The 25,340-nt window shown below is 48.8% G+C and carries 24 protein-coding genes and 2 pseudogenes; 11 read left to right on the top strand and 15 right to left on the bottom strand.

Annotated features, from left to right (window positions below):
• Position 1: 1 nt before the first annotated feature.
• Both B3041_RS02995 and B3041_RS02990 read right to left on the bottom strand, forming a co-directional pair.
• Positions 2-469, bottom strand: a complete 468-nt coding sequence (locus B3041_RS02995; protein WP_292969117.1) for a serine/threonine protein kinase — start codon at positions 467-469, stop codon at positions 2-4.
• 11 nt (positions 470-480) lie between these two features.
• Positions 481-1,389 carry a hypothetical protein gene (locus B3041_RS02990; RefSeq protein ID WP_292969114.1) on the bottom strand — a complete coding sequence of 303 codons (909 nt, stop codon included), beginning with the start codon at positions 1,387-1,389 and terminating at the stop codon, positions 481-483.
• A gap of 901 nt (positions 1,390-2,290) precedes the next feature.
• Between B3041_RS02990 and B3041_RS02985 the strand changes: the two genes are divergently transcribed.
• Positions 2,291-2,857: a TetR/AcrR family transcriptional regulator gene (locus B3041_RS02985; RefSeq protein ID WP_292969111.1), complete on the top strand. Its 567-nt coding sequence runs from the start codon at positions 2,291-2,293 to the stop codon at positions 2,855-2,857.
• 58 nt (positions 2,858-2,915) lie between these two features.
• Complete coding sequence (locus tag B3041_RS02980) at positions 2,916-3,392, top strand: nuclear transport factor 2 family protein (RefSeq protein WP_292969108.1); 477 nt, start codon at positions 2,916-2,918, stop codon at positions 3,390-3,392.
• An 87-nt stretch (positions 3,393-3,479) separates the two neighbouring features.
• Here B3041_RS02980 and B3041_RS02975 read toward each other — a convergent pair whose 3' ends face one another.
• A complete protein-coding gene (locus B3041_RS02975; protein WP_292969105.1) occupies positions 3,480-4,799 on the bottom strand; it encodes a D-serine ammonia-lyase in 1,320 nt (439 codons plus the stop codon).
• A 180-nt stretch (positions 4,800-4,979) separates the two neighbouring features.
• Here B3041_RS02975 and dsdC point away from each other — a divergent pair, with 180 nt between their 5' ends.
• Both dsdC and B3041_RS02965 read left to right on the top strand, forming a co-directional pair.
• Positions 4,980-5,933, top strand: coding sequence for a DNA-binding transcriptional regulator DsdC (gene dsdC, locus B3041_RS02970; protein ID WP_414692353.1), 954 nt, complete (start codon positions 4,980-4,982; stop codon positions 5,931-5,933).
• Positions 5,934-5,971: 38 nt separating this feature from the next.
• Positions 5,972-6,259 carry a S24 family peptidase gene (locus B3041_RS02965; protein WP_292969101.1) on the top strand — a complete coding sequence of 96 codons (288 nt, stop codon included), beginning with the start codon at positions 5,972-5,974 and terminating at the stop codon, positions 6,257-6,259.
• Positions 6,260-6,619: 360 nt separating this feature from the next.
• On the opposite strand, the gene B3041_RS02960 is transcribed toward B3041_RS02965, so the two are convergent.
• Positions 6,620-7,012, bottom strand: coding sequence for a helix-turn-helix domain-containing protein (locus B3041_RS02960; protein WP_065647529.1), 393 nt, complete (start codon positions 7,010-7,012; stop codon positions 6,620-6,622).
• Complete coding sequence (locus B3041_RS02955) at positions 7,012-7,311, bottom strand: type II toxin-antitoxin system HigB family toxin (RefSeq protein WP_065647530.1); 300 nt, start codon at positions 7,309-7,311, stop codon at positions 7,012-7,014. Before B3041_RS02955 ends, B3041_RS02960 begins: the two co-directional genes overlap by 1 nt.
• Before the next feature lie 134 nt (positions 7,312-7,445).
• Between B3041_RS02955 and B3041_RS02950 the strand changes: the two are divergent.
• The 3 genes and pseudogenes from B3041_RS02950 to B3041_RS02940 all read left to right on the top strand — a co-directional run.
• A pseudogene (locus B3041_RS02950) lies at positions 7,446-7,666 on the top strand (DNA polymerase V subunit UmuC); the annotation flags it as partial.
• 73 nt (positions 7,667-7,739) lie between these two features.
• Positions 7,740-8,726, top strand: a complete 987-nt coding sequence (locus B3041_RS02945) for a tyrosine-type recombinase/integrase (RefSeq protein ID WP_065648044.1) — start codon at positions 7,740-7,742, stop codon at positions 8,724-8,726.
• Positions 8,726-10,831: a tyrosine-type recombinase/integrase gene (locus tag B3041_RS02940; RefSeq protein ID WP_065647977.1), complete on the top strand. Its 2,106-nt coding sequence runs from the start codon at positions 8,726-8,728 to the stop codon at positions 10,829-10,831. Before B3041_RS02945 ends, B3041_RS02940 begins: the two co-directional genes overlap by 1 nt.
• Positions 10,832-10,990: 159 nt before the next feature.
• On the opposite strand, the gene copM is transcribed toward B3041_RS02940, so the two are convergent.
• From copM to B3041_RS02905, 7 genes are all read right to left on the bottom strand, one after another.
• Positions 10,991-11,341: a CopM family metallochaperone gene (gene copM, locus B3041_RS02935; protein WP_065647976.1), complete on the bottom strand. Its 351-nt coding sequence runs from the start codon at positions 11,339-11,341 to the stop codon at positions 10,991-10,993.
• 128 nt (positions 11,342-11,469) lie between these two features.
• Positions 11,470-12,879: a heavy metal sensor histidine kinase gene (locus tag B3041_RS02930; RefSeq protein WP_065647975.1), complete on the bottom strand. Its 1,410-nt coding sequence runs from the start codon at positions 12,877-12,879 to the stop codon at positions 11,470-11,472.
• Positions 12,876-13,556 carry a heavy metal response regulator transcription factor gene (locus B3041_RS02925; protein ID WP_065647974.1) on the bottom strand — a complete coding sequence of 227 codons (681 nt, stop codon included), beginning with the start codon at positions 13,554-13,556 and terminating at the stop codon, positions 12,876-12,878. The genes B3041_RS02930 and B3041_RS02925 overlap by 4 nt, the downstream gene beginning before the upstream one ends.
• Positions 13,557-13,587: 31 nt before the next feature.
• Positions 13,588-14,520, bottom strand: coding sequence for a copper homeostasis membrane protein CopD (copD, locus tag B3041_RS02920; protein ID WP_065647973.1), 933 nt, complete (start codon positions 14,518-14,520; stop codon positions 13,588-13,590).
• 4 nt (positions 14,521-14,524) lie between these two features.
• Complete coding sequence (gene copC / locus B3041_RS02915; protein WP_065647972.1) at positions 14,525-14,905, bottom strand: copper homeostasis periplasmic binding protein CopC; 381 nt, start codon at positions 14,903-14,905, stop codon at positions 14,525-14,527.
• 31 nt (positions 14,906-14,936) lie between these two features.
• The gene (locus B3041_RS02910) at positions 14,937-15,821 is read right to left on the bottom strand and encodes a copper resistance protein B (RefSeq protein WP_283341426.1); all 885 of its coding nucleotides are present in this window, start codon (positions 15,819-15,821) and stop codon (positions 14,937-14,939) included.
• 103 nt (positions 15,822-15,924) lie between these two features.
• Positions 15,925-17,766, bottom strand: a complete 1,842-nt coding sequence (locus tag B3041_RS02905) for a copper resistance system multicopper oxidase (protein WP_065647970.1) — start codon at positions 17,764-17,766, stop codon at positions 15,925-15,927.
• Between the two features lie 309 nt (positions 17,767-18,075).
• Between B3041_RS02905 and B3041_RS02900 the strand changes: the two genes are divergently transcribed.
• Positions 18,076-18,294, top strand: a complete 219-nt coding sequence (locus B3041_RS02900; RefSeq protein ID WP_139074164.1) for a hypothetical protein — start codon at positions 18,076-18,078, stop codon at positions 18,292-18,294.
• Positions 18,295-19,153: 859 nt separating this feature from the next.
• On the opposite strand, the pseudogene B3041_RS02895 reads toward B3041_RS02900, so the two are convergent.
• The 3 genes and pseudogenes from B3041_RS02895 to B3041_RS02885 form a co-directional block, all read right to left on the bottom strand.
• Positions 19,154-19,576: pseudogene (locus B3041_RS02895) on the bottom strand (copper-binding protein).
• A 268-nt stretch (positions 19,577-19,844) separates the two neighbouring features.
• Positions 19,845-21,299, bottom strand: coding sequence for a Cu(+)/Ag(+) sensor histidine kinase (locus B3041_RS02890; RefSeq protein ID WP_065647968.1), 1,455 nt, complete (start codon positions 21,297-21,299; stop codon positions 19,845-19,847).
• A complete protein-coding gene (locus B3041_RS02885; RefSeq protein ID WP_065647967.1) occupies positions 21,289-21,972 on the bottom strand; it encodes a copper/silver response regulator transcription factor in 684 nt (227 codons plus the stop codon). Before B3041_RS02885 ends, B3041_RS02890 begins: the two co-directional genes overlap by 11 nt.
• Positions 21,973-22,166: 194 nt before the next feature.
• Here B3041_RS02885 and B3041_RS02880 point away from each other — a divergent pair, with 194 nt between their 5' ends.
• The 3 genes from B3041_RS02880 to B3041_RS02870 all read left to right on the top strand — a co-directional run bounded on the left by B3041_RS02880 (position 22,167) and on the right by B3041_RS02870 (position 25,340).
• Positions 22,167-23,552 (top strand): efflux transporter outer membrane subunit, encoded by a 1,386-nt coding sequence (locus tag B3041_RS02880; RefSeq protein WP_065647966.1) that lies wholly within the window; start codon positions 22,167-22,169, stop codon positions 23,550-23,552.
• Positions 23,553-23,580: 28 nt separating this feature from the next.
• On the top strand, positions 23,581-23,934 hold the full coding sequence (cusF, locus tag B3041_RS02875) for a cation efflux system protein CusF (protein ID WP_065647965.1): 354 nt from the start codon (positions 23,581-23,583) through the stop codon (positions 23,932-23,934).
• 113 nt (positions 23,935-24,047) lie between these two features.
• Positions 24,048-25,340, top strand: a complete 1,293-nt coding sequence (locus tag B3041_RS02870) for an efflux RND transporter periplasmic adaptor subunit (RefSeq protein ID WP_065647964.1) — start codon at positions 24,048-24,050, stop codon at positions 25,338-25,340.

Below are 25,340 nucleotides of genomic sequence, written 5' to 3'. Positions count from 1 at the left end.
ATCATCCCGCCTGAAATATTTTGGTTATATTAGCCTCTGTCAAACCTTTTTTATGTTTTCTTAAGGAAATACATTCCTTTTTAAAGACGTCTAATGCAAGCAAATTGACCGCACAAATATCGCCTTTGTCTGTCAACTTCATCTTGTCATTTTCGCGAGTGAGAAAACCATCGGCCAGTAAAAGCTCAATGGCCCTATCCAAAGTCGGATCCATTCTGACTTCAGGCTTAGCACTATCTTTATTCAAAACCCAAAAAGCAAAATCAGTGGTGTTTTTTTCTGACTTTAACAACCAATTGACAACATGAAGTTTTTTCAATGTGCATGAACCAGTTCTTGCAGCAACAAGTAAGAATATTATTAAAACAAGGCTAGATCGCCACATAGGTCTCATTTCACATGGGAGATGTTCCGGCCTCCGCGTAAATGTGAAAGGTCGTCCGATGATATCTTCTATTTTAATATTCATTTTTCACCATGTTAAAAATCTAACGGACACCTAATTAACCAATCCGATATTACACCCCAATTTATTTTTTCTAAATCTGATTCTTTGAGCGTGGGTATTTCCTTTTCGATATTTTCTTTGAGAACTTCCATTTGTTTCATCATCTTATCGCCAGGTTGCGCACTTGAAGATGTAAGCATAGAAAGTCCAACCAAGTTCGTTTCTCTTTGTTGAATGCATTTGTATACAACTTCGTAAATATCAACCCAATTATGCTTTAATTCATCGATAAGGTTCTGATAATCAAGATATTTTTGTATTAGGAAACGTCTGTAAGTTTCCTGTACTGATTCTGAAAGGTCAATTTTTGGAAGTTTCAAATTTAACTTATTCAAAAAATCAACATGCTCATTAATAAATGATACTGCATGATCAATAGTAGAGTTACTAAGATCTAAATTTAACTGATAGTTCGTTCTTCGAAGAAGTGCCCTCTCAGTTATATAGTCACTATCTGTTTGCACCAAAATCTGGAAGTCATCTGCAACATACGGTAATTTCAGTCCTCTTACTTTTAAGGATTTCTGAGTACAATATTGCGTAAGTTTTGCAGATTTACTATAAGGTGTAGCCAAAATCCATCTACTAACTTTAGTTTCCCCAAACAACAATTCAAGATCAGCTTTATACTTAGTTGTGAACTTTAAAATGTCAGTACTTATTTTTCTACGCTGTGCTTTAACTAATTTTTCAACATCGCTTGATTGCTCGGGCAAGTAGCATTGGAAAACATGGCCTGATAGAGTGTAACATTCAATGCCGAAATCACCATTTTGCGAATCAGGCAAATCGCAGCAATTAGCTGGCTTATAGTGTAAACGGATAATGCTCTTAAAATATTGCTCCCATACTTTCGGGTCGCTGTTCGGGTCAGTAAACATTCCTAGTCCATAGAGATTACTTTTTCAGATTATAACCCCTTGTTCTATAGCGAGTAAACCAAAGCGCTCACATTTACAGCATTGAATATAACTATGTTAACCACGCCAATAACTGTATATGCATACAGTTGTAATTACTAGCTATTTCTACGGTTTTTTTGATAGACATTACTAACCGCATGTTTTTCTTTACCTTAACCCAGAGCTCTACCCTTCATCATCTTTTATCATTAGACACAAGCCTTAGAACTCATTAAATTTCATATAGAAATTATTTAAAATGTATATATTTTTTATTGCAGATAATATTCTATTAAAAATTAGATAGGATGTATTTAAAGCTCGCATCAGATTGATTTAAACCACACTATCCCCTTTGATTTTGTTTGCCTCAGATGGTCGAGTTATCAAAACAGAATTCGTCATGTTCAACGTTTATGCTAAAAACTTTTCATAGCATACGTGCGTCAATCCATCTCTAAGTACCGTCACGACCTCGGGGTCATCTCATCCAGACCTGCTTCCAGTAAACTAATATAGCACGATGTAAGCAATATCCGCTTTTGGCACAAAGCGGACGATCGGCGTGGAAGGCATGCGTAAAGTAAAAGCGAACGTTAACGGATCTCCCCGCTCACAGTTGAGTAAGAAACTGATCTATCCGGGCGCGACTGGTCAGGTTTATCCGGCTTTCAGGGCTTAACCTGGTATAAACAGCGAGGTGAACTTCATAGCTGCCTGAACCGGTGCGTTTTTCATATAAAGCTGTCTATTCCAGCAGGGTTTTGACGATGAATAATATTGTCTGAAGACGTTAACAAAAAAATGCCGCAATGAATCTGACTCGTTTGTGCGTCAAAAAAACGTTGACGAGGTAGAACGATCGTTCTACCTTAGAGCCATGAACAAAACAACAGGCAATACCCGGGCAAAAATCCTCACGAGTGCTGAGCAGCTTATTTATCAGAACGGTATTCATGCTATGGGCATGGACCTTCTGGTGAAGACCTCAGGCGTCGCCAGAAAAAGTATTTATCGCCACTTCACCAGTAAAGAAGAGGTGGCATCAGCCGCGCTGAGCGCACGCGATGAGCAATGGATGGCGTGGTTCAGAACCGCTTCTGATCAAGGCAAAACGCCGCAGGATCGCATTCTGAATATGTTTACCGTGCTGAAAAGCTGGTTTGAGTCAGACGGTTTCCGCGGCTGCGCGTTTATTAACACCGCCGGTGAGACAGGCAATCCTGACGACGCAGTGCGCCAGATAGCGAAAATCCACAAACAGAAATTACTGGATTACGTACTTGAGCTCAGCAAACAGACGAATGTTGTGCATCCCGACGCGCTGGCGAGGCAGTTGCTGATTCTGATAGAGGGCGCCATTACCGCATCCTATGTCATGGGAAGCGGGAGCGCTGCCGACGACGCACGCGACGTGGCAAAAATTTTACTGGATCAGGTTTCTTAAAACTTTTTTCTCAGCACCCTGTTTTTACTCATCAACCGGAATTTACAGGAGTTTTACTATGTCTGATGCACACCTGCGCCCGCCGCTTCCCCCTTTTACCCGCGAAACGGCAACGGAAAAAGTGCGCCTGGCCGAAGATGGCTGGAACACCCGCGATGCCGCCAAAGTCGCACTGGCTTACTCAACGGACACGCAATGGCGCAACCGCACCGAATTTGCCCATAATCGTGAAGAAGCCGAAGCGTTTCTGGCCCGTAAATGGAAAAAAGAGCTTGAGTACCGTCTTATTAAGGAACTCTGGGCGTTTGATGGCAACCGCATTGCCGTTCGCTACGCGTATGAATGGCGCGATGATTCCGGTAACTGGTTCCGCTCTTACGGCAATGAAAACTGGGAGTTTGAGGGCGATGGCCTGATGAAGCGTCGTTTTGCCTGTATCAACGATATGCCTATCAAAGAGAGCGAACGCAAATTTTTATGGCCGCTGGGACGGCGTCCGGACGATCATCCGGGGCTGACTGCGCTGGGGTTGTAACGGCGGCCGGGCAGCTCGCGTGGCTGCCCTGCCCGTCAATCGTCACCGTCCCCTGCCAGGAGAGGATCCTGCTGCTGCATGCGTTTATCAGCGCCTGGCTTTAGCGAGGTAGTGCTGCATTTCAGCGGCGGGGACCATGCCGCCGCCGGTTGCCCAGACAAGATGCGTGGCCTGCTGCAGCTGCTGCGGGGTGATCCCCCGCTGCGCCAGATAATCCGGGCTTGCCGCGACGCGCTGGGGTCCGGACATGCCCGCCAGCGCGGAGGGTTCAAGCTGAATGCCTTCCGTTTCATCCAGCATGACAAGCAGGTCATACAGAGTCCGATCGCTGATCGTATAGCAGCCGTCGATCAGCTGCTCCATCGCCCGCCCTACGAAGCCGGAAGCGCGCCCTACCGCCAGCCCATCCGCAGCGGTTTGATTATCAATGCCGATATCCTGTACCGCAATGCGATCGTGCAGACCGGTACTCATTCCCAGCAGCATACAGGGTGAATGCGTAGGTTCCGCAAAGAAGCAGTGGACGTTATCGCCAAAAGCCAGCTTCAGGCCAAAAGCGACGCCTCCCGGTCCGCCCCCCACGCCGCAGGGCAGATACACGAAAAGCGGATGGGACGCATCGACAGTAATGCCTTTTTCTTCCAGCTGTGCTGGCAGGCGCAGCCCGGCCACGGCATAGCCCAGAAACAGCGTGCGTGAATTTTCATCATCAATGAAAAAGCAGGCGGGATCGCACTCAGCCGCTTTGCGGCCCTGCTCTACGGCAACGCCGTAATCCTGCTCATATTCAATCACGTCTGCCCCGTGCCCGCGCAGCATCTCTTTCTTCCACTGACGCGCATCCGCCGACATATGTACGGTAACGTGAAACCCGAGCCGGGCGCTCATTATGCCGATCGAAAGGCCCAGGTTGCCCGTTGAACCTGCGGCTATTTTATGCTGGCTGAAAAACTGACGATGCGCCGGCGAAAGCAGCAGGCTGTAGTCATCGTCTGGCGTGATGAGGCCCGCCTCCAGCGCCAGCTTCTCCGCACGGGCAAGAACTTCATAAATGCCGCCGCGCGCTTTGATTGACCCTGAAATGGGCAGATGGCTATCTTTTTTCAGCCAGAGTCTGCCCGGCAGCGGCGCACTCTGTTCCAGCCGCGCCTGCATCGCGGGTACAGGCACCATATCTGACTCAATAATCCCGCCGCTCCCGGCCGTTTCCGGAAAGGCAGCGGCGAGCAGCGGAGCGAAGCGACGCAGACGAGCTTCGGCATCTTCAGCATCTTTGCGCGTCAGTCCCGTGTGCAGAAGTCCCCTGTCTGCCGTCGTTACCTTGTCGTTAAACCAGAGGGTTTCACGTAGCGCGATCAGATCGCTTACCACCGGCACAGACCGGAGTTTTTCAGTTAAATCAGTCATGGTCACTCTCAATCAGCATTGCGCATAAAAAGGAAATAGAGTGCTATTTAAATGCACCCGTTTGCAGGGTGACAAACGATAGTTCTTCAACTTAACATGAGCTCAGCTAACCCAAAATATAATCGCGCATTACGTGCTTTATCTGTTATGCGCACACCAGCTTAACAAATTAGTCACTCTATCAACCTGTTAACTGACAAGGGTAAAAAATTGTCCTCTGCAATGCGTGAAATAAAGGGTGGCCAGCTGGGACGTCTTTTCACCTTTGAAGCGGCTGCCCGCCACGGCTCGTTTGCCGAAGCAGCGGCTGCACTGTCGCTGACGCCCAGTGCAGTCAGCCACCGTATCAGCCAGCTGGAAAAAGAACTCGGCATCGCCCTGTTCATCCGTTTACACCGCAGGGTACTGCTGACCGAAGAAGGTGAGCGCATTTTCAATGCAATGAGTACGTCACTCGACTATCTCAACCGGGAAATTCAGGGCATCAGGAATCAGGGTTCCAGCGGAAGGCTTACGGTATACAGTCGCCCGTCGTTTGCGCACGCCTGGCTTGCACCGGCGGTGGCGTCCTTTCTGGAACACCATCCTGCTATCGATCTTGTGATTAATACCGGAAACGAACCGGTTGATCTGCATAAGATGGGAGCTGACCTGGCCATCTGTTTTGATGCTGACGTGCCGGACAGGTTTCATCTCGATCCGCTGATGGATGAACATATTATTCCGGTATGCAGCCCGCGCTACGCTGAACAATTCAGGCTGGCAGACTGCCCGGAGAATCTGCGGGCCTGTCGCCTGCTGCACGATCGTCAGGCGTGGGGGGTGGATTCCGGAGCAAATGAATGGCTGTTGTGGGCAACGCACTTTAACGTGGATATCACGGCAGCACGCCGTGCCGAATTTGATCAGGCAGAGCTTGCGGTTGCGGCAGCGATAAACCATGCCGGCATCGCGATGGGACGTAAGACGCTGCTGAAACAGCGTATCGCCTCTGGCGAACTGATAACCCCTTTCCCCCGGCTGGCGCTGCTGTGCAGAGAACGGTATTACATCGCTACCCGCGCCGACAGACGCTGGCCAAAGACCGAAACCTTTATCCGCTGGCTGCAGGAAACCTTGGCGAAAGAGAGATAACTGCGCTCATAGCATTGTCACGCTGGTCAACCTACCTGATGCGCAGTGATACAGCCTGCCCGGAGGCGGGTATTATCAAAGGCTCAGTTCTGGCAGTTGATCGGGCACTGACGCCGCGGCACGGTCAGATTATTGTGGCGGAATATGAGGGTGAACTGGTGCTGCGCAGATTGCTGCTGAAACCCGTTCCGGCACTGCAGTCGCTGGAGATGTCCGGGGCTGTCGTTCTGCTCGATGAGAACCAGTTGCTGCCGGTGTGGGGCGTGGTGGCTTATGCGCTCAATGATATCGCGGGCCAGGGTTTCACCGGACCTGCAGGAGAATAGCGATGTTTGCGCTTGCTGATGCCAACAATTTTTACGCCTCCTGTGAAACCATTTTCAGGCCAGGTACGATAATCCGCACTAAGTAAGCTGCTTAAGCGCTCTGGCCTCTCGTGGTGCTCTCAGACCTGCTGCCATACTGCCATTCTCTATTACAGCTCATGACGAGCATGTCCTGCGCTGACTGCTGCTGATCCCGTCTCCAGCGCTGCAGTAGCAGTCTGGCAACGGCGAGCTTGTACTCTGATGGCAGATTTCGACCTTTCTTTCTGTGGCATAGTGACCTGTGCCTTACCGATTTGTCCAGGCTGGGTTGCAACCATATGCTGCAGGAATAAAAAGCCCGCATGCGGCGGGCTTTGGTTACTGCGTTTGTATCCGTTTGGGCTCCGCTGCGCCTACCAGCGATGCCAGCGGTATATTAAACATTTCATGCAGGTTACGGATCATCGGAAGCGTCAGCGCACGCTTATTGTTCAGTACTTCATAAACCCGGTTTGGGCGTCCAATCGCAGGCACCAGGTCTTTCGCCGTCAGCCCCATCTGCTCCATGCGGAACTTAATCGCCTCTACTGGATCGGGTGCTTCTATCGGATAGTGTTCCTGCTCGTACTTTTCAATAAGCAGGATCATTACTTCCAGAAAATCTCCGGCTGCGCTTCCTGGCTCCGGCTCATTGTCAAACAGCGGGGATACAGCGGCCAGAGCTGCCTCGTAATCTGCTTCGTTATGAATCGGTTTGATTTTGTAAGTCATCACATATCCACCGTATCTGCGTCTATTTTATCGTATTCAGCGTGCGTTCCAACAAACTTGATGTAGACCGCCTGAAACCTGTAAGCCACTGCAACAATCAGTCGATAATCATTGCCTTTGATATTAAATACCACCCGATTGGTACTCAGAAAATCTGCGGACCTGTATTTGTCCTTGATGTCCTGTGGCGTTTTCCACTGTGCCTGTTTGACTTCATCTACCCATGCTTTCAGGGGCTGCTCCGCCTGATTATGCGTCTCCCGGAATTGTTTGAGAGAGGCGATTGATATAATCCGCACTGGCTTTCCCTGTGGTCCCAAATTGGGACCAGCATAACAATCCCAAAATGGGACGTCAACGGTTAAGACATATTTCTCTTTTTAGATGTACTGTATGCATAAACAGTAATCACTAAGAGAGTTTTTCTCTATTCGTGCTGGCAGACCCTAACAACTTTACACATCCTGCGAAACCGTATTCCGGCCCGATTTGCGTGGGAAACCTATCGCTGTGGTCTCAAACAATAATGGCTGCGTGATTGCCCGTTCAGCTGAAGCAAAGCGCATGGGTATAAAAATGGCGGCTCCCTGGTTTAAGCATGAACGCTATTTTCGCGATAACGGCGTACACGTTTTTAGTTCTAACTATGAACTCTAGTAAGTTAATTGGAATGCAACATCGACTGGCTAATCTTTGAGCAGCAATGCTGCTATCAGAGGTAAACACCATGATGATTCCACCAAATGAGGACGTTCTGGTACTGGCGGAGCGCTGGCTAAAACTGCTGTCCGACCTGGGCCGGGCTCAGGCCACACTCTCCGCCTACCGCAGTGCCCTCAGCCATTATTTTGCGTTCTGCAGCCATAACAGCATTGAACCTGAAAAGGCCCGGTTTGAAGACCTGGCCGTCTACATCCGCCCTCAGTTACCCGGCATGCCTTTTCCCGCGGCCAGCGCCACGCTCCAGCTGCGCCTTTCTGCGATCCGTCTCTGGTATGACTTTCTGGTTTATCAGGATATATGCAGTCTCAATCCATTACCCCGTGCGGGTTTGCCGGGGAGTGCTTATACGGGACGTGGTCTGGTTCCCCGTATCACACGTCTGCCCGTTATTCCTGATGATGAGCAATGGCTGAGATTTCTTAAACATGTTTCAACTGCCTCCCTGCGTGATCGGCTGATGCTCGCGCTTGCCTATTTTGGTGCACTCCGCCGTGCAGAGGTGACAGCCCTGGCGCTTGAGGATATCGACCCTGCTCATCGTCTGATTCGTGTCCGCGCCGAAACGACGAAAAACAGGCGGGAAAGGATAGTCTGCTACAGTCCCGCCGTAACACAGGTGCTGGCAAATCATTTCCGGCAGTTACGGCTCGCGGGTTACCGTGGAGGTGCATTGTTTCGCTCGTCTTCTGATCGTAACCACGGTGCCCCCCTGTCTTTCTGGAACTGGAGTAAAACTGTCCGGAAATGGGCTCTTGATGCAGGCCTTCCACAAATCACCACACATACCTTCCGCCATCTTCGCCTGACGCACCTGGCACGCTCTGGATGGAAACTCCATGAACTAGCCACATACGCAGGACACCGCGATCCGCGTACTACCCAGATTTACATCCATCTTTCAGGTTCTGATTTAGCTGGCCGGATGGCCGCTGCAGTAGCTGAAATTGATCGAAAAGTTGTCGGCCTTATTTTTCAGACGGAGATTCGCTGATGAAAGAAGAAGTAATCATTTGTACTTACAGCCCCTTTGAACGTACAAATTATCAGCTGAATGATGTGCTCACTGATGAAGAACGGGCAGCGCTAAGTACAGGCTATCGCAGATCAGACGCTCTCAACCAGCCGGGTTCTTTGTCATTGTTACTGATGCCTTTGCAGGATATTGCCACTCGCAGTGGAACCAGTGACAGGCTGATTAGAATCATAATTCTTTCAGTTCTGGCAGAAACACACCGGACAGGGAAACCCTGCTGGCAGTGGCCGCAGGAAAAATGGATTTCTCTGTTACAGCAGAATGAATCAGGCAGGCCGCTGCTTGCCGCTTTTGCCTTTCATCTTGGCCCATTTTCTTCTCCGTTCAGTTTGCCGCATCAGGGCGCGCCATCGCTGTATGCCCGAGCCATTTTTGGACAGAACATTTTTAGTCAGGAGCTCAGCCGTCTGACTGAAGTTCTGGTTTCTCTTGGGTATAAAAGTCAGAACCAGAAAAATGCTCTGTCAGCCATACTCGGCGTACTGATGCTGATGAATAACAATCCTCAACTTGAAAGCTTTACGATCGATCTGCTGTGGCGGGCGCAGAATTATCACGACCGGGGAATAGCAAAAACAGCTGGCAGGGTTTCACACGCACTTGCCGCAATGGGCATCATAAAAAATTCTGTGCGTATGCGGAATTATAAAGAATGGCATGAAAAATCCACGCAAGGTATCGCGGCAGACTGGGTCAGGTGGTGCCGGAAATGGAGGGATACGTCAGTGCTTCGCCCCCGATCACGGGAGAACCAGTACAGTTTTATTCTCCGCTGTGGGCTGTGGCTTGCCCGGCAATATCCGGATATTCACGAACCGGCCGACTGGACAATGGAAACCTGTGCCAGCTTTATTGCGGCAGTTGGACGAATGAAGGTGGGCGAGCTGTCACTGGGCACCGGAGGAGGTGCCCGGCAATCTGCCCGGATAGGTGAGCCCTTGCTGCCGAATTCCCGTAGCGGATTTGTGTATGCGGTTCGCCGTTTCATGATCGATTATGAAAACTGGGGCTGGGGGCGACTGAAATTCAGTCCGGCACGACATCTCTCTACGCCTGGCACTCCACTGTTCCGTCAGAGTGTAAATCCCCGCGTCATTGATGATCCGGTCTGGCTGAAGCTGATCTGGGCAAGCCTCAATCTGCGCCATGAAGATCTCCTGAGTGACATTCACTATCCTCTGTCCATGCTGCAGGCGATGGCCGTTATCTGGACACATGCCGGGCTGCGCCAGAACGAGTTAATGCGTCTTACTGCTGGCTGCATCACTCTGCAGGCGGATGATATCAGGCAGGAGGATGGTAACATCATTTTGGCAGGAACGCTTTGCTACCTCAGCGTACCGGCAGGAAAAACGTCTAAAGCCTTTGTAAAACCTATCTCTGCCGTCGTGAAAAAGTACGTTGATATCTGGCTCAGCGAACGTCCACAGGAACAGGCAGCTCTTACGGATGAGCGTACCGGTGAAAAAGTCCGCTTCCTGTTTCAGTTTCGGGGCAAACCTGTCGGCAGGGATGTCATAAACCGGACTGTCATCCCGGTTCTCTGTGCCAGAGCGGGTGTGCCTGTGGAAGACAGCCGGGGCCCAATTACCAGCCATCGGGGGCGCGCTTCAGCAGTTACAGCCCTGGCCAGTGTTCCGCAGGGCATGTCTTTGTATGAGCTGATGCAGTGGTCAGGTCATTCTACGCCTCAGTCCACCATGCATTATATTCGTATACGTCCTACCCAGCTGGCTGTGTCTTTTGTGAAGGCGGACCGGGTGGCGCATATGATGAGCGTGCTAATCGATCATGATCTGGAAGCTGTCAGCCTGACCGGACCGGCAACCTATTACGATTTAGGGGATTCTTTCTGTACGAACCCATTCTGGAGCAGTTGCCCTCACCGTATGGCCTGTATCGGGTGCGATTTTAACCTTCCTAAAGAAAGCGCCAGAGGCCTGTTGCTGGAAAGTAAGGCTTCAGTGAAGCGTTATCTGGAGGAAGTTCCGCTGACAGCTGACGAGCAAGAAATTGTCGTTAACGATATGGAAAAACTGGATTATGCATTGAAAAAACAGTAAAGCACCCTGTTTCGCCCCGGAGAACCATTTCGCCTGAAAAATGAATGCTGGACCCGGGGCGAAGGTTCAGACAGGTTATATTACTTTCTCATGAAAGATTCCCAGAGGTCCTCCGCCAGAAACCTGCTTTACGTTAACAGACCCCAAAGCGGAAGAGGATTATTTTTTCAGCCACGTTTCCATATGCTCAATTTCACCTTTTTGCGCTTTGATAATGTCCTCTGCCATCTTCTTCATTTCCGGATCTTTCCCGTATTTCAGTTCCGTTTCGGCCATGGCAATAGCCCCTTTGTGGTGCTCAATCATGCCCGAGGCAAACGCTCTGTCAGCGTCCTGCTCCTTCATGGCATTCATCATGCCGCTGTGCATCTTTTGCATACCAGACATGTACTCTTTTGAAGCCGGAGACATATTCATATCCTGGGACATCTTTGAGTCCGGCTGCTGAGCTATAACGGCAGCCGGCAGAACAAAAATCAGTGAAGCAAAAACAAAATGCGTTTTTTTCATAACGTCACTCCTTCATGTATTGGATTCAGACTTCAGATTTTCCCGATATCCTTTAATGTGCCGGGAAACCTATTACTGATACTAAGGCAGTACAAGACCATGAAAATTGCCGACCTGCTGGTAAAACGTTAAGACACCTCCCGGGGAGCCGGTATCATGGCCGTGAACGTAATTACATTATTGTTCATGGAAACCTGCAGATCGCCCTCATGAGCCAGTAAAACAGAACGGGTGATGGACAACCCCAGCCCGGCACCGTCCGTATTATGCTGACGGGAAGCGTCGCCCCGGTAAAAGCGGTCAAAAAGCCGGTTCAGACTATCCCGGTTGATATTTTCTGTGGGGTTAGAGACATGTATAAAAACCCTGCCGGCGTGGTGTTCAGCCAGCACATTAATGGCTGATCCGGGTAATGAATATTTTATGGCGTTAGTTATCAGATTACTCATTGCACGACGCAGCATCAGGCGATCGCCTCTGACAACTGCCTCCCCCTGCAGAGAAAGCGTTTTGCCGCTGTCACCGGCAAGCGGTTCAAAAAAATCGAGGAGCTCTTCCAGCTCTGCGTTTAACGAAACGTCCTGTTTCTCCAGAGGCATCAGCCCGTTTTCAGATTTAGCCAGGAAAAGCATATCACTGCTCATTCTGGCGAGCCGGCTCAGCTCTTCCAGATTTGAAAAAAGCACCTCACGGTAACTTTCGGCATCACGTTCACGTGACAGCGCAACCTGAGTCTGCATCATTAGATTACTGACAGGGGTACGCAGTTCATGCGCGATATCCGAAGAGAACTCAGACAGACGACTAAATGAATCTTCCAGCCGTTCAAGCATGCTGTTAAATTCAGCTACTGTTACCTTCAGTTCGGCTGGCAGATTATGGCCAGGGAGACGTTTGCTCAGGCTGTTAATCGTAATCGCCGAGGCAAGCCGGTTTATTTCATTCAGAGGCCTGAGTCCCATCCGGGTGACGAGCCATCCCAGAAAAACGGAGATAAATATCAGAGCGACATTAAACCAGACCAGCCATCTTTTAAGCTGACCGATAAACTCATCATGAAGGCTGGTATCATAGGCTGCCGTAATCAGTACATCGTTTAGTTTACCTGCGCTCTTCGCATTAATTTTTCTGACCATAACGTTATAACGCCTGCTGTCTTCCTCCACCGTCTGCATAATACCCGGACGGGTAGCTTCGCCGCTAAACCGCTCATAAGGCACCAAAAAACCGGGAGATGAATAGTCGGCCAGCATCTGGTTATCAGTTGTTTTAACGGAAAGATAAAGTCCGCTGTGACCAACCATGGCATCCGAAAGCTTTCGTGCAAGCGATGCGCTGTCGAGCTTTCCGGCGTGCACCTCACCCTCAAGAAGCTCTGTGGCAAGCTCAAGCTTTCCGGTCAGCAATGTGGCATCCTGATGACGAAAATAACTGCTGAGGGCGGCTACAAGCAGCACACTCGAAAGAAGCCAGACGGACATCATCACGCCGGCAAAAATTATGCTCAGTCGTGATGTCAGAGACCAGTTACGCTTCACTCTTCCCGTATCTCCAGCACATATCCGATACCCCGTACCGTGTGAATAAGCTTTGGTGTAAAGTCATCATCCACCTTACTGCGAAGTCGTCTGACGGCCACATCAATCACATTGGTATCGCTTTCAAAATTGATATTCCAGACCAGAGATGAAAGCAGGCTCCTTGGCAGCACCTCTCCGGTCCGCTGTAACAGCAGCTCAAGCAGCACAAATTCTTTAGCAGACAAATGTATCTTTTTGCCGGAACGGCTCACACTCCGGCGGGTGACATCCATAACCAAATCAGCAATGCGGTGCGTACCGGACGTTTGCGTACGGTTGCGTCTGAGCAGGGTGCGGATACGCGCCAGTAGCTCGGCAAAATCAAAGGGTTTGAGCAGATAGTCATCCGCGCCAAGATCGAGACCTTTAATCTTTTCACTGACGTTATCCCGGGCAGTCAGAAACAGCACGGGCTCTTCGTGCCGGGCCATACGCATCTGCTGAAGAATATCCCAGCCGTCCATTGAGGGCAGCATTACATCCAGAATAATGAGATCATAATGCTGTCGCAGGATATGCTCCAGTCCCTGACGCCCGTCGTTTACAAGGGTTACATCATATCCCGCTTCCAGAAGCCCCTGTCTCAGGTAGGTACCGGTTTTCAGTTCATCCTCAACGATCAGCATAGTGGTCATGGGCAGCTTTCCTGCAGGCTACGGTTAGTCGTTATTCCATACCGGTACCCGGCGACAGCGTGCCCAGCCAGGCGACGGTTGCCAGTATCAGTACCGAAACAGTAAATTCCGTGATAATGCTTTTACGCATCAGGTAAATACCCATCTTATATTGGCCCTGACGCAGGGCCGTTTCCAGTCGCGGTGTAAGCCGGAAGCGATTGGCGGCGGCCAGCAGCAGCATCAGAAAAAACAGAGCAGTTTTTATCAGCAGCAGCAGACCATAGTCACTGCCCGGCAGGGTACTCAGAGGCTTTTCAACCATAAATACGAAGTTAACCACGGCGGTGATGACAATGCTCAGCACAATGATCGTGCCGGCCCGGGCAAAACCCGACAGCGCTGCGGCCAGCTGGCTGGCATAGACAGCCTTTTCAGCCTTTTTGATGCATAAGAGCAGAGTAAAAGCCGCCAGTGCACCGATCCAGGCCCCGGCCGCAGTCAGATGAATAATATCGCTCAGAAGATGAAGATAGTAGCTGATGCCGTCATTCATTGCTGCATGTCCGCCCCATGCCAGTGTAGCAAGTGCTATACCGCCGGACAGGGTAAGCACATAACGTGACAGCCCTACATGCCTGAGCCGGAGGCCAAGTCCGATAAACGCCATGACCAGCGCAGCGAAGCGGATAACCCAGCTCATGCCCACAGCAGTTTCCCCGACAACCATCTCCATAATATGCAGAGTCAGTTCGCCGGGATCACTGACGCCACTCATGGCCTGAGCGACAAGCAGCATATTTGCAAGGGACAAAACCATGCCAGCAGAGATAAGCGTAAAAAAGAACGACCAGACACTGAATAACGATACCGATTTCTTCAATACTCCCTTTACCCCATAAATTTCGAATAAAGGCAGGCCAAAAAGAAGCATAAGATCAAGGTAAAGAAAAAAACGGATGATAATAAAAGTCTGATCGTTCATGGTATTACTTCACGCTAAAACTGTAGTTGCCGGTGCGGGGATGAGTATCAGAAGATACCGCCCGCCACTCCACTTTATAGGTTCCTGCAGGCAGAGTTTTTGCCGGTGTGATAACCATCGTTTTCGGATCGCTGCCCGCTGAGACTTTCGCCGCAACGGGCATTGGCGCATGAGAAGACATGCCCGGCATGGCGGTCATTACAAGACGTGCGCCGGAAAATTTCGTTACCAGATTTTCGGTGAAATGCAGTTCCAGTTTAGACGGTGCCGTTATCTGAGACTTATCAGCAGGGACAGCAGACGCAAGTTCCGGATGCGCCTGTGCAGCGAAAGTCGCGACAGAAGCAACTAAAGCAAAGAAATATTTGGCAGATGAATGTTTCATAATAATACCTGTTTTGTTTGAATTAACTGCATCAGAACCACATGCGAGCCCCGAGGAGGAAGCGCACTTCATTATCTTTTTCACCTTCACGGGCAGCCATATCAGCAGTATTGCCATAGAACTGGCTCCACGAAATTCCCACGTAAGGTGCAAATTCTCTTTTCACTTCATAGCGAAGGCGAAGAGCAAGTTCGGTACTGGAAAGGCCTTTACCGGTTTCCCGTGCTTCATCATCTTTCCCGTAAATATTTGCCTCAAAGGAAGGCTGCAGGATCAGGCGATTGGTCAGCAACACATCGTATTCGGCTTCCAGCCTGAGCGCAGTCCGTCCCTGCTCGCCGGCAAACGCAGTCAGCTCGCTTTCAAAGTTGTACAACGCCATGCCCTGAAAACCAGCAGCCAGCCAGGTTTGCGGTTTTCCGGGCCTGAAATCCTGCCGGGCACCGGCAACCACGTCCCACCAGGGTGTCAGAGCATGTCCCCATAAAGCCTGAACTTCTGCGGATTCGGCTTTACCTCGGGTGGTTTCACCTTCGCTACGTAACCAGAGTCGATTGATATCCCCGCCAGCCCAGCCGCTTACATCCCAGCTGAAGCCACCCGGATTGTTGTTTTTTTGCCATTCCAGCTGATCGGCAAGCACAAAGTAATTTATGCTGTTGTCATGAACCTTATGCCCATGTACGTCCGGGAATGCTGCCTTACGGTCCGCCTCCGTAACCGGCGTAATGAGTGTACGGCTTTCTGCTGGCGCCGCGGGCTGCATGGATTCCATACCCTCCATACCGGATGCCCCATGCATCATTCCTTCCATTGACGCATGATCCATTCCCTGCATAGCAGAATGGTCCATGCCTGACATATCATGCTGTTGTATATTGTCAGATGATCCCGTAGGTGCTGCAAACGCGGGCATCACTATCGCTCCGGCAAACGCAGTGCAGGCCAGCAATCCTGCAGCGGAACGTGAAAAATACTTTGTCATATCATTCCATCCTGAAACTGACATTATCGCTACCTCACTCTGTAACCCGGACTTCACGAAACATGCCGGTTTCCATATGGAAAAGAAGATGACAGTGATAAGCCCACCGCCCGAGTGCATCGGCAGTCACCCGATAGCTTCGGCGGGTGCCCGGAGGCATATCGATAGTGTGTTTGCGTACCAGGAAATTACCGTCCTCATCCTCCAGATCGCTCCACATACCATGCAGGTGAATGGGGTGCGTCATCATCGTGTCGTTAACCAGCACCACACGCACGCGTTCTCCATATCGCAGCGTAACCGGTTCTGAATCGGAGAATTTAATACCGTTGAATGACCAGGCGAATTTTTCCATATGTCCGGTGAGATGTAGCTCGATGGTACGCGACGGCTCACGCCCGTCCGGATCTTCGAATGTGCTTTTCAGATCGGCATACGTAAGGACTTTTCTGCCGTTATTACGTAAACCAATGCCCGGGTCACTTAATTTAGGCGCCGGCATCATGGCCTGCATATCAACCAGTGGATTGTCTGTTTCAGATGCAGGATGTTTCTGCATGTCCCCCATGCCACTCATACTGCCGTGATCCATCCCGGCCATGGCGCTATGGTCCATTTCCGGCATACTTTCTGCTGCTCCGGATACAGCTGAGCCATCCATAGCCTGCATAGCATTACCATCCATGCCTGTCATGGTGTCGTTATTCATGCTCTGCATCTGGCTGTGATCCATATCGCCCATGCTGCCGTGATCCATCCCGCCCATCCCCATATCGTCCATAGTTAGCCAGGGGCGTGGATCCGGATCTGGTACCGGAGCATAAAGCCCTTTACGGACAGCCAGCGTGCCGCGAGCGTAGCCGCTTCTGTCCATAGACTGCGCGAAAATAGTGTAGGCATCTTCAGCCGGCTCCACGATTACATCGTAAGTTTCGGCCACAGCGATGCGAAACTCGTCAACAGCAACAGGCTTGACATACTGACCATCAGCCGCCACGACCGTCATTTTCAGCCCTGGAATGCGCACATCAAAGTAGGTCATGGCGGAACCGTTAATGAAACGCAGGCGTACCTTCTCGCCTTTACGGAACAGCCCTGTCCAGTTTTTTCCAGGCCCCTGTCCGTTCATGAGATAGGTATATGTGGCACCACTGACGTCTGCCAGATCCGTCGGATTCATCTTCATTTCTGCCCACATTTTCCGATCGGACAAGGTACTGCCGAGACCTTTTTCCCTGGCGTCACGGAAAAAGTCAGAAACGGTAGGTTTCGCAAAGTTGTAATAATCGGACTGCTTTTTCAGTTTAGCGAGAATGTCTGATGCTTTTTCATCAGACCAGTCGGTAAGCATGACTATGTGTTCGCTGTCCCAGACAAACGGTTCTGGTTCAGCAGCATCAATAATAATCGGGCCATAAACACCGTCCTGCTCCTGCAGGCCGGAATGGCTGTGATACCAGTATGTACCGTTCTGCTTTAGCTTAAAGGAGTAAACATAGGTATCGTCCGGCTCAATACCATGAAAACTCAGTCCCGGTACGCCATCCATATTCGCTGGCAGAAGAATGCCATGCCAGTGAATTGATGTCGGTTCAGAAAGGCGATTTTTAACTCTTAATGTAACGGTATCGCCTTCTTTCCAGCGCAACAGAGGGCCTGGCAGGCCGGCATTAATGGTTTTTGCATACCGGGTTTTACCGGTGATATTAAGCGGCGTCTCGCCAATAAACAGATCAAAGTCTGTGCCGGTAAGTGTGCGGGACTGCATCAGGCTTACCGCCGAGAATGCATCGAATGTTCGCAGGCCCAGTCCGCCCACAATGCCAGTGGCAGTGATCCCTTTAATGAAATTACGTCGTGAACTTTTAAGCTGCATGACTGAACTCCGGCAATTTCCTGTTATCCCGGGAGAATGGCTCTCTCCGCATCGGAAGCACAAGCCGTGCTTACCGTTCAGGATGAAAAATTTTTTGTTACCGGAAAGCTACCACAGCTACAGACTTTGTGTGATTACAATTGTGTAATGTTGGAACGCACTGTTTATAAATTACATTTCTGTCATTTTTCGCCGTAACTTTTTTTCTTCTGTACGATGAACATCACTAAGGCCACAGGTAAACCCGGCTGGTAATTGTTTATTCTTCTTTTACATTCAACGTTAAGGACTGCCACCATGAAAAAAGTAATGCTTATCCCTCTTATGATCCTGATTTCCGCTTCGTCCGCATGGGCACAGCAGCATCCTGAAACAGCACCAGATAACACTGATAACCGTGTTTCTGTCTCTTTGATGAATGAGCATGAACGTGCCATTCTTGCGCATGAGAGCATGGATAATGCAAACTCAGCTGCGCATCAGAGCATTATCGATATGCACCGTAAAATGATGCTGGAAGAGAAATAACGGATAGTATGTAGACAGAAAATTCGCCCGGAGTTTTCTATTCTTCTTTGCCACTGCATCCGGGATGTGTTGTGTATTACCCTCATCATTAATGTATTTCCGGTAAATCTTCTTTCAGGCTGATTTCAGCCGGCCCGCTGACTGTGGCGGGCTACATTTTTATATTTTAAACATTCTTTTTACCGCAGACCCCGGTTTACTCAACGAGCAGTAAGGTGTAACTGTATTTACCTTTTTTACCCGGTTCAAGTGTTGTCTGCCAGCTAACCGCCCTGAACCTGCACTGCAATCTGCGATTTATCTTCAGGTTATGCCTGAACGGCCTCATGCTGAAACGATTGAAAGCATCGAAATGAAAATACAGCCGCTTACAGAATGTCATCAGAACCAATAAATTTTGAAGGTCATTTTTTTACGTTTAATGTCGTATACGCCGCTGTCATGCATAATGAAAAACTCTAAACCGTTCAGGAAAGCGCATTATTGCTTCGCCCGTAAGTATTTAAAAAATTGACAAAGAAATTGATTAACGTGCTTTGGCAGCACTCGAAAAAACAAGCAGAATTAAGCAAGCCATTTATTTAGAAATAACACATTGCGTCATGTAAAAATACTAACATGGTTGAAATGGCTTCGACAGAATTCCTCAGCATTAGTTCGAATCGATAAAGTCTTCAATTGCATCAGGAAAATAAAAAATAAAATTAAATATCATAAAAAGATGCTGTTCGTTTATAAGTGTTGCAAAAAAGCCCCGAACAGGGGCTGATTTGAATAAATGGTTCGTATCTGTAAGGTACGAATTTCTGCATCTGAATAAAATATTAAGGACTGATATAGCAACCCGCTTCCGTCAGTTTTACTTCATGCCGCGATGTATTGCAGCCATTGACTGGTGTGCTTCTGACTGGCCGTTACTCATATTTTCGTGGACAACGGCGGCCCTTTCATGTTCATCCATTTCTGCAAAAGATGGCGCGGTACTTGATTTCATGCCGGCCATCTCATCAGACATCTTCTGATGGTTCTTCGCCATTTTCTGATGGGCATCAGAAGCACCATTTTTCATGGAATTATGAACAATAAGGGCCTGTTCTTGCTGATCCATACTCTTCATTTGTGATACTTCCCCCCTGACAGATTCAGGAACGAATGAAGACGGTTATTGGTGCGCTGCCGCCTGGGCATTATTAACATGCTCATGAATGTTAATGTTTCCATCCGCCCAGGCTGAAGGAATTAAGCTAAGACCGACAAAGGAAGCGAAGATTAAAATTTTCATAATAAGGTCCCCATTGACAATGAAATAAATAACGGACTGTCAATGATGTCATCAACTAAAGAACTCACAAGCCAGACTGATTTCATCTTAAAAAAGATAATATACGTAACTCAGTGCCTGTATTCCGCTGATATTGATCCATAAAGACTGTTCTGCCTGCTTATTGAGGACGATTCTACCTGCTTAATTCTGTTGAAGGCATGACAACTTAATGACATCTCTGTAATATATTTATTATTCATCGAAAAAACTGGAGAAATTCGGGACACTATGCAGCCATTCTGGGTAATAGCAATATGAATCGTGTCGAAACCGTATCTGATTCGACCCACAGTTTCCCGTGATGAGCGTTTACGATTGACTTTACAATCGCCAGACCAATCCCACTGCCTTCTCCCTTTCTTTGCCGCGATGGATCGACGCGATAAAACCGATCAAACAAACGTGGCAGGTGTTCTGCAGGTATCGGTTTCCCTGGATTTTCAACTATAAGCTGAACACTATTCTCATTCCCCGCAATGGTTACAGTCACTGTCTTCCCTAACTGCGTATAACGCAGAGCGTTAGACAGAAGATTATTTAATGCCCTTCGGTACATAAGTGGGTCTCCTTTAATAAGGCAGCACGACCCGTTTAACTGCAGAGAAACATTGAGTTCTTCTGCCCAGGCTTCGAAAAAATCAAACACCTTGACCACTTCTGTGCGGAGATCAAACATTATCCGTTCGGGGATCAACTGATTATTATCAGCCTGTGCCAGAAAAAGCATGTCGCTGACCATTTTTGTCATTCTGTTATACTCTTCCAGGCTGGAATACAACACATCTTCCAGCTCTTTCTGCGTTCTGTGCTGACTTAGCGCGATTTCAGTCTGTGTAACCAGATTGGTTATGGGCGTTCTGATTTCATGGGCGATATCAGCAGAGAAATTTGCCTGTCGCGTAAATACATCCTCAATCTTTTCAATCATATGGTTAAACGATATCACCAGTTGCTCCAGCTCGATGGGAACTTTGGACGGTTCCAGTCTCACATCCAGGTTCTCCGAGGTAATATTTTTAATGGCCTTGCTGACGTTGCGGAGAGGAAGATGTCCCTGGCGAACCGCTATGCGGATAATGCAAATAATCAACAGGCTGATTACGAAGGCAATGGCAATTAAATTCTTTTTTAGTGCTTCCAGGTAATGAAGATGAAAATCAATCGAGAGCCCAATTATCATCTGATACGTCTGTGGTTTTCCGTTAAGCGTTGCTTTGCCTGAAGATGCAACGATTCTGTAAGTCTGCATTTTCATGTCAGAGCCGTTGCGCATAAGTAAAGCTGGCTCTTTCACTGTCCAGAGGAATATTTCCCTGGCCCGACTATGCGCGGTAAAGTTTGATGCATTGACCGCAGAGCGTAACGTCGCCCCTTGTGGTGAGCTGAACAACACGTCGCCCCCATCAGTCAAAATAAGAACAGCGACGTTGCGGTAATCTGAGATGGATTCTTTGATTTTACTTATTTTTTTTTGGTCCGGAGCTACAGGTGTCTGCAGTATTCTGTTCATCGTGAGACTGATTTGTTTCAGATCCCGGACATCCTGCTCTGCAAAGTGTTTTTCAACGGAATGCAGCATAAACCAGGTAAAAGCAAAAAACGCAATTATGGTGGACAGGCTGATAAAGAAGGTCAGTCTCAGTGCGAGAGAGTAAGGGCGCCCTGAGAAATTAAAACGCATCCGGAACCTCCAGGATATATCCCACGCCGCGGACCGTCTGGATCAGCTTAGGCTCATAATCGTTGTCTACCTTTGCCCTGAGGCGTTTTACTGCCACATCTATAGCATTAGTATCGCTGTCAAAGTTCATATCCCAGACCTGCGATGCAATCAGCGAACGGGGCAGCACCTCTCCCTGATGACGAATGAAGAATTCCAGCAGGGAGAACTCCTTACTCGTCAGCAAAATACGTTTCCCTGCGCGGCTAACCTTCCTTGAAACGAGGTCTACCATCAGATCAGCCACCTTAAACTGGCTTTCCGTGATGACTGTGTTACCCCGTCGTAAAAGTGTCCTGACCCGGGCAAGAAGCTCAGCAAACGCAAATGGTTTGATCAGGTAATCGTCCGCGCCCAGCTCAAGTCCTTTAACCCGGTGCTCAATGGTGCCGAGAGCCGTAAGCAGCAAAACAGGCATACCTTTACCTGCGGCACGAAGCATACGAATAATATCCCAGCCGTTTACATCCGGGAGCATGATATCCAGAATCAGTAAATCATATTCGGCTGTTATGGCGAGATGATATCCGGTCAGACCATTATCAGCGAGATCAACTAAAAATCCCGCCTCAGTAAGCCCTTTACTGAGGTACTCTCCAGTTTTTACTTCATCTTCAACGATCAGTATTTTCATCTTGCTCCCCTAGCTGACTACTCATGCCATTCATTCTATTTAGCCTAAGCATGTAATCAACGACTTACGTTAAAAATGACAGCATTGTCATTATTCAGTCACCTGGCAAACAGAGAGCATTCTGTAAAATCCCCCTATCAATACTCTGGACTTCATTTGAACCATTTACCAGGCCTGCCTGGAAGAGAAGCGTTATGTTCAAATTAAAACTATTAAGCATCAGCATGATTTTTATACTGACAGGCTGCGTTTCACTGGCACCTGAGTATCAGCGGCCGGCAGCGCCAGTACCACAGCAGTTTTCTCTGTCACGCAACAGCCTGACGCCAGCGGTAAATGGCTATCAGGATACGGGCTGGCGTAATTTTTTTGTCGATCCCCATGTTACCCTGCTGATCGGTGAAGCCCTGACAAACAACCGTGATTTGAGAATGGCCGCCCTGAAGGTTGAAGAGGCCCGGGCCCAGTTCAACGTCACGGATGCAGATCGTAATCCCCAGTTGAATGCCTCATCCGGGATCACCTACCGCGGTAGTCTGAAAGGTGACAAGCCGACCGCACAGGAGTACGACGCGGGTCTGGAGCTCAGCTATGAGCTCGATTTTTTCGGCAAGCTTAAGAACATGAGTGAAGCTGACCGCCAGAACTATTTTGCCAGCGAAGAAGCCCGTCGTGCCGTACACATCCTGCTGGTATCGAACGTTTCACAGAGCTATTTCAGCCAGCAACTGGCGTCCGAACAACTCCGTATTGCGCGAGAAACGCTGAAAAATTATCAACAGTCTTATGCTTTCGTTGAACAACAGCTGGTGACCGGGAGTGCGAACGTTCTGGCGCTTGAACAGGCCAGGGGACAAATCGAAAGTACCCGCGCTGAGATAGCCAAACGAGAAGGCGATCTGGCGCAGGCAAACAATGCCCTGCAACTGCTGCTGGGAACCTACCACGCACTTCCGTCAGAAAAAACGATGAAAGGTGGTGAGATCGCACCAGTAAAACTGCCACCAAACCTGTCGTCACAAATTTTGCTGCAGCGCCCGGATATCATGGAAGCGGAATACCAGCTCAAAGCGGCTGATGCCAATATTGGCGCAGCGCGAGCGGCCTTTTTCCCATCCATTAGCCTGACCAGTAGTCTTTCCGCAAGCAGTACAGAGCTGTCCAGCCTCTTTACGTCAGGAAGCGGAATGTGGAATTTTATTCCCAAAATTGAAATTCCTGTTTTTAATGCCGGCAGGAACAAAGCCAATCTGAAACTGGCTGAAATTCGCCAGCAACAGTCGATGGTTAACTACGAACAAAAAATTCAGTCCGCCTTTAAGGATGTATCCGATACGCTTGCGCTGCGGGACAGCCTTAGCCAGCAACTTGAGGCACAGCAGCGTTATCTCAATTCACTGCAGATAACCCTCCAGCGTGCCAGAGGATTATATTCAAGTGGTGCTGTCAGCTACATTGAAGTGCTGGATGCAGAACGCTCCCTGTTCACGACACAGCAAACCATTCTCGATCTTACATATTCCCATCAGGTTAACGAAATCAATCTGTTCACCGCACTGGGTGGCGGTTGGGTAGAGTAAATTTAATTCATTAATCAGGAAATAAAAAATGCGTAATTCACTTAAAGCCGTTTTATTGGGCACCTTCTCTGTCATGATTTCTGCCGGTCTTCATGCTGAAACACATCACCATGGTGATATGAATGCTGCCAGTGATGCTTCGACACAGCAAATTATTTATGGCAACGGTGTCGTTAAAGTCATTGATATAAAAAGTAAAAAAATTACCATTTCGCACGGAGCTATCCCTGCGGTGGGCTGGCCTGCAATGACCATGCGCTTCACCTTTGTGAATGTAGACGACACCATTAATGCCCTGAAAACCGGTAACCACGTTGATTTCTCGTTTATTCAGCAGGGCAATATCGCCTTACTCAAAAGCATTAACGTTACCCAATCCTGACTGACAGCCCGGAGCGAATATATCCAGTGGGCCTGAACACTTATAAAGATATTTCTGTGAATTAATGATCAGGCGCATATGCCAGGTGTTTTGATTTTTCAGCGAGAAATTGTATGGCTTCTTTAAAGATAAAATATGCTGCAATAATTATCAGCAGCCTGATAGCAGGGGGGCTGATATCGGTTACTGCCTTGCAGTATGTAAACCCGGAACAAAAAACAGTACAAACGGAACTAAAGACACCGGAGCGAAAGATACTTTTCTGGTATGACCCGATGAAACCGGATACGAAATTTGATAAACCCGGAAAATCACCCTTTATGGACATGGACCTGGTGCCAAAATATGCAGATGAAAGCGGCGAGAAAATCAGCGATGGGATCCGTATTCATCCAACGCTGGTTCAGAACCTGGGATTAAAAACGCAAAAAGTCACACGCGGAATGCTGAATTATTCTCAGACAATACCGGCCAATGTTATTTACAACGAGTATCAGTTTGTCATTGTGCAGGCGCGCTCTGACGGTTTCGTCGAAAAAGTGTATCCCCTGACGATTGGCGATCATGTGAAGGAAGGTACACCGCTTATCGATATTACCATTCCGGAATGGGTGGAAGCACAAAGTGAGTTTCTACTGTTATCTGGCACCGGAGGGACACCAACGCAAATTAAAGGTGTGCTTGAACGACTTCGTCTGGCCGGAATGCCGGAAAAGGATATCCAGAAACTGCGGTCAACCCGGAGTATTCAGACCCGGTTTACCATTAAGGCACCGATAGATGGTGTCATTACGGCGTTTGACCTGCGCACTGGTATGAATATCTCAAAAGATAAAGTGGTGGCACAGATTCAGGGGATGGATCCGGTCTGGATCAGTGCGGCAGTACCCGAATCCATCGCCTATCTCCTGAAAGACACCTCTCAATTTGAAATTTCAGTACCGGCCTATCCGGATAAATTGTTCCATGTAGAAAAATGGAACATTCTTCCCAGCGTCGATCAAACCACCCGGACCCTGCAGGTACGTCTGCAGGTATCAAACAAGGACGAACGTCTTAAACCGGGCATGAATGCCTATCTGAAACTGAATACCCGGAGCCAGGAAATGTTGCTGATCCCGTCGCAGGCCGTTATTGACACCGGTAAAGAACAGCGCGTGATCACTGTCGATGCAGAAGGTCGGTTTGTGCCAAAAAGGGTCCACGTTCTCCACGAATCTCAGCAACAGTCCGGTATCGGCACCGGCCTCAATGAAGGCGATATGGTGGTAGTCAGCGGCATGTTCCTGATTGACTCCGAAGCCAACATTACGGGCGCACTGGAACGTATGCGTCATCCGGAAACAACGGACGGCACAATGTCGCCAATGTCCGCTCCGTCTGCAAATACACATTCCGGTCATTGA

This window comes from Pantoea sp. UBA4549 (assembly GCF_002387285.1).
In the GTDB taxonomy this organism is placed as follows: Bacteria; Pseudomonadota; Gammaproteobacteria; order Enterobacterales; family Enterobacteriaceae; genus Pantoea; species Pantoea borealis.
This window is presented reverse-complemented; position numbering and strand designations above follow the sequence as displayed.